Below are 15944 nucleotides of genomic sequence, written 5' to 3'. Positions count from 1 at the left end.
CCAAAACACAATCAGGCCAGAATACGTGAGAGTTGCCATTTATGCCCGTCATTCGACGGATCGTCAGGCCACCAGCAGCCATGACCAGATTTCAAGATGTGAAGCCTATTGCAAGGCCAAGAACTACCAGATCACCGATATTTATCACGATGAAGCCTTTTCGGGCGCGATGATGGAAAACCGGCCCGGGATTGCCAGCCTGCTGATGGCGGCTTTAGATAACCGCTTTGACCGCATCATTTGCGAAGACCTCTCGCGCATCAGCCGCGATCAGGCCGATACCGCCCATTTCTTCAAAAGAATGGTTTTTGTCGGCATTGAAGTCGAAACCATCAGCGAAGGTGTGATCAACGAGCTGCATATCGGCCTGAAAGGCACGATGAATGCGCTGTATCTGAAGGATCTGTCCGACAAGACCCATCGTGGCATGGTGGCTGCTGTGTTGCGTGGCAGTGTGCCGGGTGGCCGCACCTATGGTTACGACATCGTTCGCGGACTGGACGAGAATGGCGACCTTTTGCATGGCAAGCGCAAAATCGTTCCGAGCGAGGCCGAAACCATCCGCAAGATCTTTGCCCTGTATCACAGTGGCGAAAAACTGCGCCATATCTGCAATGCGCTGGACCGCATGGGCATTGCCGCCCCCTCTGGCGGCAAATGGGCACCGACCACGCTGGTGGGAACACGGGTGCGCAAAACCGGCCTTTTGCGCAACACCCTGTATCGCGGCCTTGTCACCTTTAACCGGATGCATTATCGCAAGAACCCGGAAACCGGCAAAAAGCTGTCGGTGATCCGCCCGCAAAGCGACTGGATTCATGTGCCGATCCCGGAATTGCAGATTATCGATGATGCAACCTTCGATGCGGTGCAGGCGATGCTGGATGAACGTTCCAGCAAGGCTGCCGAATATCGCGAAACCATCAAATTGCGCGATCCGGTCGAAAGCGACGCCATTGCCAAATCGCGCATTCGCGACTGGCGGGAACGACAGATTAAAACCAGCGGCAAAGTCGCGGCTGTTTTTGGCGGTCGCCTCAAATGCGCCCATCACGGCATCAGAATGGGCGCGCACTGGGGGGATCGTTATTCCTGCAAGCATCATCAATGCGCCAATCGCTCGGTCCGCTATAGCGATCTGATGGAAGCGGTGCTGGCAGCGGCCCTGCGGCTTAAACCCGGCGACATTGCGGATTATTATGAAAACGACAAGATGCAGCGCAAACGCCAGCGCCACATAAAACATCGCGAGAAGTCAAAACAGAAACTTGAAGAACTGCGCCATCGGGCCGAACATGCGCTCAGCACCTTTGGCCTGGGCAGCGACACCACCGAGCTTAAGGCCTGGTTCGAGGACAATACCGAACAAATGCGCCTGACCCGCCTTGATATCGACCGGGAAAAACGCGCCCTGGCCGACCTGTCACCCCCCGCCAATATTCGGGAAATCCATTCGCGTTTCGCCAAAAACATCGAAAAACTGCGGGTCTGGAGCCGCGATCCCAAGGCTGTTACCCAGTTGCGCAATACGATGAAAAGCTACACCATCACCGCGCACTGGGACCCGGACGGCAAACGCTGGTATCGAACCTGCGAGATTGAATATGACTTTCCAGCCATGGTACGTATTCTCGGCCAAAAGAAGTAAACCGGCAAAATTTTGCCGGTTACAAACAGACCTTCATGGCGATTGATCGCAAACCTGATTGCGTAATCGCAGGATTTCAAGTCCCATCTGCCAACATCCACACAAAAGAACATACGGATCAACTAAACCGGAGGTAAAATGAAATTTGCACTCCTAAAGCGACATTCAACGCTCTCTTAACGCCTCATCTCCATATTTGAGAATAGGAGATAATAAAAATTCGATGATCTTGCGTTTACCCGTTTTAACTTCAACAACCACCGTCATCCCGGGAGCCAACTTAACCCTTCTCCCGTCTGCATTGATTTCCATCTTTCGCATCACAACTCGTGCGTCATAAACAAGCCCCAGATCTTCATTCTGAATGGCATCCCGGGAAACACTTTTGACGTCACCATCAATTTTTCCATAACGTGTAAACGGAAAACTGTCGATTTTAATCACCGCTTCCTGGCCCGCAGCAACAAAACCCACATCTTTATTAAGCAATTGAGCCTGAACTTCCAGAGACACATCATCAGGCACAAGAACCATCAGGGTTTCAGCAGGTGAGACCACCCCGCGTACAGTATGGACAACAAGTTGCTGAATCGTGCCACTTGCAGGGGCTCGTAACTGATGCCGGTTTTCCCGGTTCTCGGCCTTACGGAGGGCAATAATTGCTTCTTCAAACCTGTTTTTTGCATCAAGAAGTTGCTCAAGCGCCTTTTGCCGGGTCTGTGCAACCAAATTCTCTCTTTCTTTGACCCCGCTGGTTATTGAGGCATCGGCTTCTTCCAGACGGTGCCGATATATTTCGAGATCGCTTTGCGTTTCAATGAGCTGTTGTTTGATCTCAAGCCATTTTGGTTTGGTGCTAATACCGTCGGCTACAAGCCTGGAAAGCGATCCTTCTCGCTCAACGAGCAGCGGAAGCAATTCCCGTTGTTTGGCAATTTCCGCCTGGATAGATGCACGCTCAGCCTTCCGCCTGGCCGCTTCCGCTGTCATCGATGCCATCTGGGCAGAAAAGGCCGAAAGATCACTTTGTAATTTTTGCTCGGCCATTTGCAAAATATCCCTATTTAACAAAGTCGTAAGCGGCAATGTCTCTACGACATCAACATCAAGCTGCCCCAGAAAGGCCCGTAACCGCGCAATCTCAAGAGCGGATGAATCCCGCTCGTATAAAAGCTGTCCCTTATCCACTTCGCTATCTGTTGGATCAAGTTCCAGCAACAGGTCTCCTGCATCAACATGTTGGCCTTCTCGCACATGAATAGCGCGCACGATCCCGATCTCGAGCGGTTGAATCTGCTTCACCCCACCAGCCGGAACAATGCGTCCCTGCGCAACCGCAACCACATCAATCTCACCAATCACCGCCCACGCAATGGCGATTGTAAAAAAACCTGCCAGTGAAAGTGCAATTGTACGCCCAAGAGGATTGGCTGGTGTTTCCATTATTTCCAGCGCAGCCGGAAGAAACTCCCTCTCATGACGCCCTCCAGCGCCAAATGACGAACCGGTTCGTCGAGAAAACAGTGTCGTTATTCTTGCCTTAAACACGTCACAACCGATAACAAATCTGTCGCATACAAGCGTAACATACCGCATCACTTTATTCTGCTGCGACATCAGACAGTGCCCCGGATTGCAATTTATAAAGCTTGGAGTAACGCCCTCCCTTAATGATCAATTCTTCATGGGTACCATCTTCAATGACCTGACCTTCTTCTACCGTGATAATCCGATCTGCACGTCTTACAGCTGCCAGCCGGTGAGCAATGATCAGGACCGTACGGCCTTCACAAATCCGGCGCATATTGTCCTGGATAACTTTTTCAGACTCATAATCAAGCGCGCTGGTGGCTTCATCAAAAATCAGAATACGGGGATTGGAAACCAGCGCCCGTGCTATCGCCACACGCTGGCGTTGCCCGCCAGACAGGTTCGAGCCCCGCTCGCCAATTTTCGTGTCATATCCATCCGGAAGAGATAAAATAAACTCATGAGCACCCGCAAGGTCCGCAGCCTCGATAACCCGATCCATCGGCATCCCGGGATCCGCAAGAGCAATGTTTTCACGCAGGGAACGGTTAAACAGGATGTTTTCTTGCAAAACCACCCCAACCTGACGCCGCAACCAAGCGGTATCGACCATCGACAGATCAATCCCATCAATAAGCACCCGACCACTTTCCGGAACATACATACGCTGAGCCAGTTTGGTCAGTGTACTTTTGCCAGACCCGCTCGGGCCGACAATCCCGACAACTTGCCCCGCCCTGATGTCAAGATTAACCCGGCGTAAAATTTCCGGCCCGTCAATCCGATAGCGAAAAGTTACCTGATCAAAGCGAATATGCCCCTTAATCTGGTTTAAGGTGGACCGGTTAGGATTGTACGTTGGTTCCGTCGGGCTATTGAGAATATCCCCAAGGCGATCAATCGAGATCCGCGCTTGCTGGAAGTCATTCCACAATTGTGCAAGCCGCAAAATAGGACCGGTAACGCGACCGGCGAGCATATTAAACGCTACAAGCTGGCCAACCGACAAGTCACCTTGCACAACTGCCATCGCCCCAAAATAAAGCGTGAGAGCCGTCGTAATTTTCGAAATTAACTGTGTCAGTTGTCCCGCGACATTACCAAGGTTGGCAGTCCTGAAACTGGACCCAACATACCCCGCCAGTTGCTCTTCCCAACGACGTTGCATTTGCGGTTCAACCGCAAGCGCCTTCAAGGTTTCAACGCCCGTAACACTCTCGACCAGAAATGCCTGATTCTCGGCCCCGCGCTGAAACTTCTCATCTAGCCGAGCACGTAATATCGGCGTCACAACAAACGCGAGGACAACGAAAAACGGAATAGATCCCAACACAATCATTGTGAGCAGGGGGCTGAAATGCCACATGACGATAAAGAAAACGACGGTAAAGAAGAGGTCAATCACCAGTGTCAGTGCGGACCCGGTAATGAAATTGCGTATGTTTTCGAGCTCACGAACCCTGGCAACACTTTGCCCAACAGGGCGTGCCTGAAAATAGCCTAATGGCAAGGCCATCAAATGATGAAATAATCTGGCACCAAGTTCGACATCAACCCGATTGGTGGTGTGAGAAAAGATATACGTGCGTAATGTGCCTAACAGAACTTCAAAGACGGAAACAACAATCAGCCCGAAGACCAGAACATCAAGCGTTGTTAGCCCCCGGTGTACCAACACCTTGTCAATGACAACCTGAAAAAACAGCGGGGAGATAAGGGCAAAGAGCTGCAAAAAAAATGATGCAACCAGCACCTCGACAAATATCTTCCGATATTTTGAAAGAGCACTGACAAACCAGGATATATCAAATTTTCCACCCCGACCGAGTACCGAAGACCGCCGGGTTGCCAGCAGCATTTGCCCGTTCCATTTTCGCTCAAACTCGTCCCGGGCAACCGCAATTGCTTTGCCCGAGGCCGGATCTTGCAGCAACAATACCGACTTTTCAGGGTTCAGTTTGGCAACAACAACAAAACCACCCCCTTGCAAAGAAGCAATCGCGGGTAATGTTGTTTTTTTCAGGCGTTCCCAGTTTGTGCTGACCACCCGTGCTTTTAACTGCAAACGCCGAGCGGCCAGCAAAAGATCATCAGTTGTAAATAGCTTCCCGGGATTGCCAAACTGATGGCGGATTTGTTCAATATCCGCTGGCAAGTTATGGAACCTCAGGATTGTAACAAGGGCTCGCAAGCCGGTATCAACCGAGCTTGATTCAGCCGGTTTTTCGGTCGCCCCGTTTTCCACGAATATCTCCAAATCTTCATCAGGCACAAAATAGCCCCTGGTCCCCAAGATCGATTAGATACTCTGCCAGTTTGCCGCAATAACGGCCTGAACATTGCTAAACTCGGTACTGTTATGATCAAGGGTGTCCGCACTGACATCGCCAACGCCAAAGACAGACATAGCATCGACAAGAGCCTGAACATTCCCGGCAACCAACTGTTCCCCATCCGAAAGCCCGATATGATCAAGCTGATGATTTCCCGTACCATCAAACCAGCCCGCAACCGTTAATTTGTCCTCTGTACCCAGCAATTGAACGACAAGATCGTTATCATCCCTGAACAGCCAGACATCATCCCGGTCCAGTCCCGATTCCAGCGAGAGGGTATCATTGGCTTCGGCGTCAGTTATAACGTCCTGATCATATCCTTCGCCGAAGACAAATCTGTCAGAACCCTGCCCGCCCGTCAGGGTGTCATTTCCTTCCCTCCCGGCAAGGACATCATCACCTGCTTGCCCATTCAGATTATTGTCGTAGGCGTCTCCTTCCAGCCAGTCATTCCCGCCGTTACCATCGAACACTTTGGCTTCCCCGGAAATTACAAGACTGTCATCACGCACAACGTCGGTAGAAGCAAAATCATTTCCGTTTCCGCTTGTGTCATTACCAAGATTATTACTGTCGGAGAAATCAAGTTGAAAACCGTTAACACCAAAATCGATGTTACCCATTTCGCTTGGAACCCATTCACCGTCACTGGTTTGATGACCGAAAAGTGACGGATCGTTTACGGCGGTTCCATCAAGCAATGTTGTCAGCGCCATGCCACCATAAAACGTTTGGATCCCATAGGCCGAACCAATACCTAAGGAATACCCGTCGGCATTTACGTGGCTCATCGTGTCACCACGCTTATAATAATACCCAGCCACCTGACTCGACGAACCTAACTGAATGCCATCAGCCCAGACTTTGACTTCATAACCTTCAGCTAAATAATCTGAGAAAGACACCACAATATTAGATTTACGATCAAACACATCACTGGGTAAATCAAAAGAATAAGACATACCGAATGCTGGCTGAGAGAAATCTGCTTTTGTTACATTTACAGTATAATCATCATTAACAGAAATGACGGTCAGCCCTGAAGAACCTGAATCACCATAGGACGACATTAATATCTGACTTTCGTAGCCTAAACTCAAATCCACCCACGAAGAAAAGGTCCATTTTGTTAAGTCGCCGTCAGCCTCCTGCAATCTGCTTAAAGATGAAGTTGTATCAGGAAAGCTCACAAAGGGATTCTGTACGATCTGGTTAATATGAGTGATCGCCTCAGCCGACAGTCCATCCTCATCTGTAACGCGGTAAACGAAGCTGTCATCCGCCGTATCACCGGGTAAAGCATTGTAGCTATAGGAACCATCAGAATTTAACGTTAGTGCGCCATGTGTCGGACCTTCAACCAGTTCAAAGGTCAGGGCGTCCCCGTCAAGGTCAGTACCATGCAAATAGTGTTCGATTGTGCTGCCTGCCTCGATCTGGACGGTGCCTCCAAAGGCAACAGGCCGGTTATTTACCGTGCCATCAAGGTAAACAACTTCATTGTCAAACATGATCTGTTCAATATTAACAAGTTCACTATACCCGGACTGTCCACTTTCTGCATCAAGCAGGCCTACATTCCAGGCACCAACTCCTGTCTGAACAAGCTGATAGTCATTCAGGCTACCCGTAAAGACAGCAATATCAAACCCGGTGCCACCATCCAGATAATCGACCCCACCATTCCCTGAAAGGATATCATCACCTGCCCCGCCATAAAGGGCATTGGAAAACGCATCGCCGATAAGTGTATCACCCTGGTCTGTACCAATAATTGTTTCGATACTGACAAGCTGATCGCCCTCGGCATCGCCTCCCGATCCCCTTCCCTCGGTCAGATTGATGTTAATCGCTTCCAGAGACGAAGAGTAATCGGCTGTATCTCTGCCCTCTCCACCAATTAAAACGTCCGCGCCAACATCTCCCAAAAGCGTGTCGTCTCCAGCTCCACCATCCAGGGTGTCATTGCCGGTCGCGCCGTAAAGGGTATCATCCCCCCGACCACCCGAAAGCAGGTTGTCCAGCTCGTTGCCATGGAGTTCGTCGAAACCGTCCCCGGCATAAACATTCTCGATCTCGGCTGTTTCGCTCAGGGTAAGGGTGTTTTCCGCGATCCATGATGTCGCACCGGCATTCAGGTCGACAAAAATATCAGACCGGACCATGGCAGCGTTAATGGCATCAATGCCGCCATCATGATCATCAAGCATCCGTCGGTCGGCGTCATCCCGCTCTGAGAAATTCTTGTATTCATCACTAAAGAAATAGGTGTCGTTGATGTCGGCGGCAGCACCATACAGCGACAACGTCCATGAATTCAGCGTGCCAGACAAATCATTGCCATTGGCATCTTCCACTTTTAACCGCCAGGCACCATCGGCTGCTTCTCCCCGGTGCCGGACAGAATTGAGGGTATAATGCAAATTGGCCGTATCAAGACCTGTATCATTCGGATCATCCGGGTTCTTACCCGCACGATTCATAAGAATGCTTTCGGTACCATCCGGAGAAATCAGCGTGATGACAAGATCACCAATATGCGGATGTGTGATATCAACAACGACTTCGACCTGCTCGACGGTGATATCGGATGCGATATTCAGCGTCTGTTCTACGCTGCCGCCATCCCCGATGGTTGCCGTGGCAGAGCTGGTTGCCACAATACTTTGCTCATTTGCCGATGTACTTTGCCTGGTCCAGGTTTCTGCCAGGCGAACAGCGGCACGCGCATCAATCAAACCATAACCATAATTATGATTGACATGCATTCCCCCGCCGTTCCAGTTGGTGGCCCCATTCCAGACCCAGTCCGCCTGGCCGGGATCGGTCTGAACAGCAGAGAGAGCAAAAATTTCCTGAACATCGCGCCAGCCAAGGGCACTGTTGGCTTCAAGGATCAACGCGGCAACACCAGAGACAACCGGCGCAGAAGCCGATGTCCCCCCCAGCCACGCATATGCATACTCGTCATCAAAGAAGCCATATGGCTCCGTTGCGTTGGTTGTGTCAATGTTCTCACCTGGCGCTGTCAAAAGCATTGCCGCACTTGGAGCACTATAAGACGCATATGCCAGATCCATCGCCACAGAGCCAACCGCTACTGTATATCGGGAGCCAGACCGATTATCATAATTGGCATCGTATCCATCGGCGCGATCATTGCCTGCTGAAAAAACCATAATTGTTCCAAGGCCGCCCCGACCCTGTTCGGCACCAAGCTTCAAGCCGTTTGCAATTTGTTGATGATTGCTATCGGCTAGAAAGTTCATCTTTAAATAGATCTTTGAGCTGTAACTATTGTTGGTTACGTCAAAATCTTTATGTGATGAATTCCAGGCAATCGACTTTGACCATGTCCAGGCCCCCGTAGGACCAACGGCTCCGCGTGCTCCGGCCACGGTCGCACCATAGGCTACACCAACAATACCCTGCCCGTTACGCTCGCCCGCAACGATACCGGCAAGTGCTGTCCCATGCCCCTCATTATTGTATGTTGGATAAGGATCTGCATCTCCGTCCAGATAATCCCAATCCTTGGACGTATCGTAATTATCGTCTATATCCGGATGCGTGTAATCAACACCGTTATCGACAATCCCAACCAGAACACCTGCGCCGGTATAATCCTCCCAAACTTCATCGGCATTAATGGCACCATGATGCCACTGATTGCCAAAAAGGTCGTCCGTGGGTTTATCGGACAACACATTGACATAAGCCGTCGCCACAGTTTCGGCGCCGTCAGCATCTGTCAGCACATAATCAAACATCGCCCGCCCGACATACCCTTCGTCCGGCGTAAATTCGACATTGCCATTGGCATCGGAAACCAGCGTGCCATGCCGGGCATTTCCAGCCAGTTTAACGCTGACTCCGTCGCCATCAAAATCACCGGCAGATGAGAGTAAATCCTGTGCGGTGACAACAATTGCTGTGTCTTTATATGTCCGCGACCAGTTCCAGCGTTCTGCAATCGGTGCGTTGTTCTCTCCATCCAGGGATACCGTGCGGTCCAGGAACTGAAGCTTTTCGGTATCAATGATAGTATTGATACCTTCATCGCCCCAGGCTTCCGGGCGCTTGTCGCTAACTGTTACCGATCCATCCTGATTACGGGTAATCTGATAATCACTAAAGACTCCCATAAACACGGCAGTGTCTTCACCTGCCCCACCATTGATCAGGTCATGTCCCAATCCGCCCTGTAAAATATCATTGCCAGCACCGCCGATCAGCGTGTCGTTCCCGCGCCCACCATCAAGGGCAATACCTTCCACCCCGTCATAGCGCAGCGTATCATTGCCATTATTGCCATAGACATGCTCAACAGACAGTCCCGTCGCATCAAGCTCGATACCGGTATCATCGGTAACATACAGACGGTCATTGCCCGATCCGCCATTGATCTCGCCGCTCGCCACGTCTTGGGCATCGACAAAAAGCTGATCATCGCCAGCTCCGCCAAATAAGGTATCCGCACCTGCCCCACCGGAAAGCAGGTCATCTCCGCCGCCCCCGACAAGCGTATCGGCACCCTCACCGCCCTCCATCACCAGGTCGGCGGTAAAGCTGTCCGTTGCATGGAAATAATCATTGCCCGTATCGCCACGCACCATTTCAATGCTGCTGGCACCCAGATCAAGTTCGACGTCATCGGCTGTGTGATATAAGGCAATATCATTACCACTACCGCCATTGAGCACATCATTGGCACTGTCAGCAAACAACACGTCATGGCCTGCCCCGCCATAAATCGTGTCCGCCCCACTGCCACCACTCAGCCAGTCATCGCCCTGGCCACCAATAATAATGTCGTTTCCGGCCCCACCATCTATCAGGATGTCACGAGACACACCGGACGCCGAAATACGATCATTCCCCGATGCCCCGAAAATGCCTTTGCTGTCGGTTGAAGTAATCGTCACGTCATGGTCAATGCCATCAACAAGATAACGATAATCGCCACTATCCGCCTGAAGCTCGAGGATATTGCTGTTTCGAATACGATAACCAAATTCGCTATAGACAAAGGTAGCATCCCCGACAAAACCGCTGCCTGCTTCATCCAGATAGGTTGCAATCGCACCAATCCTTGTGCTGTCCGGTCCCGCTTCCGGGTCTTGCACCGGCGTTCCCGCCAGGTTAATCTCGGTAATGCCCAGCTCATCGAGCGTATATATTTCACCCGCATCGCTAACACCATCCTGATCCAGATCCCGCCAGACACGAAACTCCGACCACCTGGCATCCTCGGATGTCAGCTTGCCATCCTGGTTACTGTCAAACGCAACAGCAAGAGCTTCGAGATCACTGGTTGTCCCATCGGCATGAAAGGTAAAAACAATCTCGTCGGCACGAGAAATCACCCCATCCGGCCCCGCGGTTCCATCTGCAGCAAGATCCAGCGCCAGAATACCGTCAGAGGCCCCGGCCCAACCGGTATTTTCCAGATACCCGTCATTATCCAGATCATAAAAAACCGCCGAATTCTCAAGCTGGACAAGATCAAACCCGTCCCCGTCCAGATCAAGCACAACGGGCGGTGCACCAACACTGCTTTTATTATGAACACGCAAACCGGCGGCAATATAGGTGTGAAACTGGTCAACCGTAAAATTGTAAACGGTTTCCTTGCGCCCCGTTTCTTCCAGCGAAACTATCTCGGCGAAATTACCTTCATGATCATAAATCAGGTCATCAACAGCCAGCGTCTCCAATTCCCTGAAAACACCGCCTTCGGCAAAAAATGGGTGCTCCCCCGTCGCCTCAAGTGTCGTAACGGCACCCGAGGCAAGGCGAACGGTCAGGCTGAGAATGGGCCTGTTTTGATGCACGAATACTTCGCTGACAGTTGAGGCCGTAACCGCACCGGCCCCCTCAAACGCCAAAACCCGGTCGCCGACAACGATTTGTTCAATGGGTTTTTCGGTATGATCCGCAAGCAGAATGGCCGTACCCGCAACAAAACAGCTCGCCGTTTCGCTGTAATGAACTTCAAAATTCTTCGATTTCTCACTAAGGTCTTCTGCCGTAATGGTAATCGGATCCAGGTTAACTGACGTTTCGCCAAAATCGGTCCCGAACACGCTTGTGAAGAAGTCGGAAATAGCCGTTCCCAAAGACAAAATTGCATCTACAATCGGATCAAACACGGCAACAATGACGTCAACGAACGAACTAAGGCCGGAACCAATTAATTCAACCAAATCCGTGAGATGCTCGGCAACCGCACCAACAAACGCCGTTGTTCCCAATCCGGCGATAAGAAGAGCTTCTGGAGCCGAATCAAGACCATCATTATAACCGACTTTCGCTTCAAATCCGGTAATGGCCAATTGCCGATAGCGTAAACCTTCAAAATCAAGCTGCGACAATTGTTCCGGCGTCATGTCCCACATTGCATTTAAAAGGATAATGTCTGCTTCGAGCTGCAAATCTGAATCACCAGCAGCGTCGCGATATGCCTTATCGTGAGCCTGAAACAATCGATCCAGATCATCGATTGGCTCGACCAAATAATCTTCTTTCGTGAGGTCTTTGTCGCGAGTACCGCCAGTCCAGCCTGGACCACCATACATTCCGTAGGTGGGTACAATAATATCGGTCATCCCCATGACAGTTCCCCTAAACTATTGTTAATTCAGTCGCCCTGAGAGCCCAAGACTGCGTAAACCCGTTCCGTCCGAATTCATGATAAACATTTCATAATTCCCTCGACGTTTCGGGTGATCGTTCGCCAGCAGGACAATTTTTCTCCCATCAGGCGAAATGGAATAAGTCAATATTGAAGATTTCAAATTAGTTAATCTTATTTCCTGCCCGCCAGATAAGGAAAACAAATCATAATTCCAGGAGCCTCGAGCATTATCAATGCGGTTAGTCACCGCCATAAAAATGATATCCCCGCGCCTGCTTATCGATGGTTTGGTTGAATAAGGGTACCCTTGCACTACAGGCACCAATTCTTGGTGATCCAGTGACATTATAAAAATAAAATTTGCTCCAAATTTTCTCTCATATTCACGATAACCAATAGGTTTTCGTGGCCCATCACCCGAAAAAATAAACCTCTCTCCATCGGGAAAATATTGAGGATACAACAATTGGTAAAACTGAAAATCAGTTAACTGCCTGATATCCCCTGAAACCAAGTCAATTTCGAAAATATCCTGGTCCACACATTTTTTTGTCGATCCCGTTTCGGGTAATGGAGAAAAAACAAATAGAATTTTATTACCATTTGGAGAGAAACTGGGAGTAGTACGACAGCCTTTTCCTTCAGTAAGCTCTACCTCTTCCCTACCATTGGCATCAAGAACAACAATCTGTGACTGATTGGGACCGTAAGATTTTGACGCTACAATGTGCTTCCCATCAGGCGAAAATGATGGATAGGAAAGTCTGGAGTTTTCAGGGGTTTCCATAAAGGTATGAACATTGGTCTCAATATCCAGAAAACCAAGGCCGTTCTTCCCCCTCACATTTCGCTCCCGGAATACCAGTGTTTTCCCGTCAGGCGAAAACGAAGGGTCGCCATAAACCGGGTCATTATCAAAAAACATCGCATACGATTTGGACAACCCACCCCCCATAACAGCAATCGCAACGACTGCTATTATAAATGAAAAAATCATTTTTTTAAAAAAAACAAAACAAAACATTTAAATCTTACCAATGCTATTTTTACCAATCGAGATATTTCCATTCGAGACATCTCGACTAATAACAGCGTAAGCCTTGTAGTAGTCGGCAGTACCACCGGCGGTAACCAGAGACAATTCCTCGATTATCGGCTGGCTTAAAAGAAACTGATTATCATTGGAATTGCTCATTACCCGCTTCCTCAATATTAATGCCGTTTTCAAAGCTTCCAGCTATGATAAACATCCAGAATTGCCTCGGAAATTTCTTTCCATTCACTCAATTGATAGGAAGGAAAAAAAACAAAAAAATGAAGTCCGTCATTCAAGTTAAACAAGTGGCCATGACAGCTAGGGTTTGCCACAGACCTGTCCTCGTCTGTACGCCAACACATCAATTGAATTTGGATATTTCCGCTTATTTTAAAAAATTGATCAAAATTTCTATTTTTTGTTAATTTATAAGACAAGAGGCCATAATGACTTTCAAAATATTTTTCTCTCTCAGAATCTATTTGCCAATCCGTAAGTCGATAAAGGTTTTTCATCATTTGACGCGGGTATGTAATCCCCCAATTAGGATGAACTGGAGGGGATTGAAGATTTGCATGCACAACAAATTCATTTTTAGCTGGGCGTGGCCGACCATTTTCACAAGGCCGAAACGAAGGACTGACCCGTTCGACATAACGTCTGGATGGCATCCAGAAGGCGATTTTTATTTGTGAACTCCGCCACGGCTTGTCAAAATCATGCCCCTCATGACCATATTCGGACTTGAAAAAAATTGATGGCCAGGGATCCAGATATCCTACCGGCAGGCGATAATTCTGCCCCTAATATTGAATCGTGATCAACTGGTCCAGCGGGATGCCCCCGGTCCCGTAATATCCGTGAAAAGTCTTTTCCCGACGCGGATTATCCGGCGAAATCCGGGCCGGACAATCGAACACGTCATCCGGAATCTCCTGGCTGAGAGCTTTTTCCGCAAAGAAACAGCAAAACAGCCATACAGAGAGCACGACAGACTTTACATTCATCAAGCTTTCGACCTTTCCATACGGACAAAGAACGGCTGCATTTCTGGTTCGGAAAATCAGATTTTCGCCGCGCAGATGATAGTAAGAATCAAAATCATTATTAAAAACCAGCTTAATTCTAAATTTGAAATTATCAACTGCTCAAATGGGTAGTATCCTACATTTTAAGTCAAAAACGGTCACAGCCACGACACCTTCCCTATGGACCACCATGACCACTTGATTGATATCCTTATGGCTCGAAACAATTCATCACGAATTGCAGAAACCCTCGGCAAACGTCTGATTTTTAACATTTTTCCTTGAACTTTTTAATTACTTCATCTGTAATCAAATACAGTTCGGAGTTTTGCATCCTGAGACTATGACGAACACAACAACCAGATTTCTGACAATCATGGAAATAATTTCATTCACTGCTGACAAACCGCTCGGACGAAAAATAGCCATAGGTATTCTTCTCACGCTGCAAGGTGATCAGACAGGCTGGCAGTTTGTTCTCAAACAGACCTTCATTGAAATGACTGAAAGCTTTTTGTAATTCGCCATAAAATTCAACACTTGGCAGGGCTTCGGCCAGTTTGTGGATTGCACAATCCATTGTTCAGCCCTCCCACGCCGGAAACAGTCGCCCGGCGCGATCCAGAAACTGCACCTCGGCCTTTTGCGGGCTCCAGGGCAGCAAATATTCCAGCAAAGGTGCGACCGAACGCGGCACAAAGCCGCGCACCAGGCCCAGGTCAACCGCATCGCGATATTCCGTTACCTGCAAACGCTGATCAATGCTGGCAACTTCCGCCACCACATCGGCAGGCCACGGCCAATTCAACCCGGCAAGTTCCGTGTAAGACTTGCGGATCGGCAGCACGATCTCCGCTTCAAAACGGTGCCATATCCCAAGCTCCCGCATCTTCTGCTTAACCGGTGTGAGCAAGTCCCCGGTTTCATCTTCCTCGATGTCGTGGATCAGGGCATAGGGCGCGGCCCGCTGAGAAACGTTGTCGCACGCCATCACACAATGCTGGGCGACAGAGACATCACAAGCCCCGTTCCAGCGCCTCAAATGCGCCAGTCCCCGGGCCTTGCGGGCGAATAAAAGCTGGCAGTCAGAAGGATGTTTTACGGCAGGAAGAAGATCATGCACGACCACTCTCCTGCTGCTCAATGGCGCGTAAATTATGGCGCACGGTATCGCGCAAACGGGCCGATTTAAGCATGGCATAGAGATAGCCCGCCGGATCGCGCACACCCTGCCGGTCAACCGCCACCATCACAGCGGCCAGCGCCGCCCAGCCATGTTTGGCCAAAGCCACCTGCCAGACAGCGGGCCGCAATTTGATCTGGCGGGAAAGAGTCGATTTGACTGCCGTGGCAACCGCCTGAATGGAGGCACGAGACGGTTCCGGTCCCATCAGGTCGCACAGCTCCGCTGCCGTAAGCTGTTTTTGCAAGGTCGGCGAAGCCTGAACCATCAAAAACAGGATCTCCCGATCCACATCAAGACTGGAAATTGTCGGGCACGATCTCTGTCCGGGCGTTGCCTGCGCAGCCCCGCTTTGTACAAGGTTCGTAGAACCGGGATTTAACTTGTAGGATTTAAGGGGGACAGAATTGTCCACCACCCCGGACTCTTTTGTCACCTCTTCTGACACATTCATCGTCGCCAGATCATCTCGTTCGGCCTTCGCCTGTTCACGGGCGGACTCTATCTTCCGTTCAAGAAATTCCGCCGCCTGGCGCAACTCATGCA

The 15944-nt window shown here is 49.9% G+C and carries 10 protein-coding genes; 1 reads left to right on the top strand and 9 read right to left on the bottom strand.

The window, feature by feature from the left end; all coding sequences use genetic code 11:
* Positions 1-25: 25 nt before the first annotated feature.
* Complete coding sequence (locus tag AAC086_RS02110; RefSeq protein ID WP_339774690.1) at positions 26-1648, top strand: recombinase family protein; 1623 nt, start codon at positions 26-28, stop codon at positions 1646-1648.
* Positions 1649-1813: 165 nt separating this feature from the next.
* On the opposite strand, the gene AAC086_RS02105 is transcribed toward AAC086_RS02110, so the two are convergent.
* From AAC086_RS02105 to AAC086_RS02065, 9 genes are all read right to left on the bottom strand, one after another.
* Entirely contained in the window at positions 1814-3265 is a 1452-nt protein-coding gene (locus AAC086_RS02105; protein ID WP_339774687.1) for an HlyD family type I secretion periplasmic adaptor subunit, read from the bottom strand.
* Positions 3249-5450, bottom strand: coding sequence for a type I secretion system permease/ATPase (locus AAC086_RS02100; protein ID WP_339774685.1), 2202 nt, complete (start codon positions 5448-5450; stop codon positions 3249-3251). Before AAC086_RS02100 ends, AAC086_RS02105 begins: the two co-directional genes overlap by 17 nt.
* Positions 5451-5477: 27 nt before the next feature.
* Positions 5478-12128 carry a S8 family serine peptidase gene (locus AAC086_RS02095; RefSeq protein WP_339774682.1) on the bottom strand — a complete coding sequence of 2217 codons (6651 nt, stop codon included), beginning with the start codon at positions 12126-12128 and terminating at the stop codon, positions 5478-5480.
* A 21-nt stretch (positions 12129-12149) separates the two neighbouring features.
* Positions 12150-13175 (bottom strand): hypothetical protein, encoded by a 1026-nt coding sequence (locus tag AAC086_RS02090; protein WP_339774680.1) that lies wholly within the window; start codon positions 13173-13175, stop codon positions 12150-12152.
* The gene (locus tag AAC086_RS02085) at positions 13176-13346 is read right to left on the bottom strand and encodes a hypothetical protein (protein ID WP_339774679.1); all 171 of its coding nucleotides are present in this window, start codon (positions 13344-13346) and stop codon (positions 13176-13178) included.
* A gap of 29 nt (positions 13347-13375) precedes the next feature.
* Entirely contained in the window at positions 13376-13858 is a 483-nt protein-coding gene (locus tag AAC086_RS02080) for a hypothetical protein (RefSeq protein WP_339774678.1), read from the bottom strand.
* Between the two features lie 745 nt (positions 13859-14603).
* A complete protein-coding gene (locus AAC086_RS02075) occupies positions 14604-14795 on the bottom strand; it encodes a hypothetical protein (RefSeq protein ID WP_339774675.1) in 192 nt (63 codons plus the stop codon).
* A 3-nt stretch (positions 14796-14798) separates the two neighbouring features.
* Positions 14799-15338 carry a hypothetical protein gene (locus AAC086_RS02070; protein ID WP_339774674.1) on the bottom strand — a complete coding sequence of 180 codons (540 nt, stop codon included), beginning with the start codon at positions 15336-15338 and terminating at the stop codon, positions 14799-14801.
* Positions 15331-15944: hypothetical protein (locus tag AAC086_RS02065; RefSeq protein ID WP_339774671.1), on the bottom strand; the 614-nt coding region annotated here is incomplete at its 5' end. The genes AAC086_RS02065 and AAC086_RS02070, both read right to left, overlap by 8 nt.

The organism is uncultured Thalassospira sp., from assembly GCF_963976115.1.
In the GTDB taxonomy this organism is placed as follows: domain Bacteria; phylum Pseudomonadota; class Alphaproteobacteria; order Rhodospirillales; family Thalassospiraceae; genus Thalassospira.
The sequence above is the reverse complement of the archived record's forward strand: the minus strand, read 5'-3'. Positions and strand labels throughout refer to the sequence as shown.

Bases quoted from the DNA above. Each gene is read 5' to 3' on its own strand.
- AAC086_RS02105 (WP_339774687.1), bottom strand. From the start codon at position 3,265: ATGTCGCAGCAGAATAAAGTGATGCGGTATGTTACGCTTGTATGCGAC.
- AAC086_RS02095 (WP_339774682.1), bottom strand. From the start codon at position 12,128: ATGGGGATGACCGATATTATTGTACCCACCTACGGAATGTATGGTGGT.
- AAC086_RS02090 (WP_339774680.1), bottom strand. From the start codon at position 13,175: ATGTTTTGTTTTGTTTTTTTTAAAAAAATGATTTTTTCATTTATAATA.
- AAC086_RS02085 (WP_339774679.1), bottom strand. From the start codon at position 13,346: ATGAGCAATTCCAATGATAATCAGTTTCTTTTAAGCCAGCCGATAATC.
- AAC086_RS02080 (WP_339774678.1), bottom strand. From the start codon at position 13,858: ATGCCATCCAGACGTTATGTCGAACGGGTCAGTCCTTCGTTTCGGCCT.
- AAC086_RS02075 (WP_339774675.1), bottom strand. From the start codon at position 14,795: ATGGATTGTGCAATCCACAAACTGGCCGAAGCCCTGCCAAGTGTTGAA.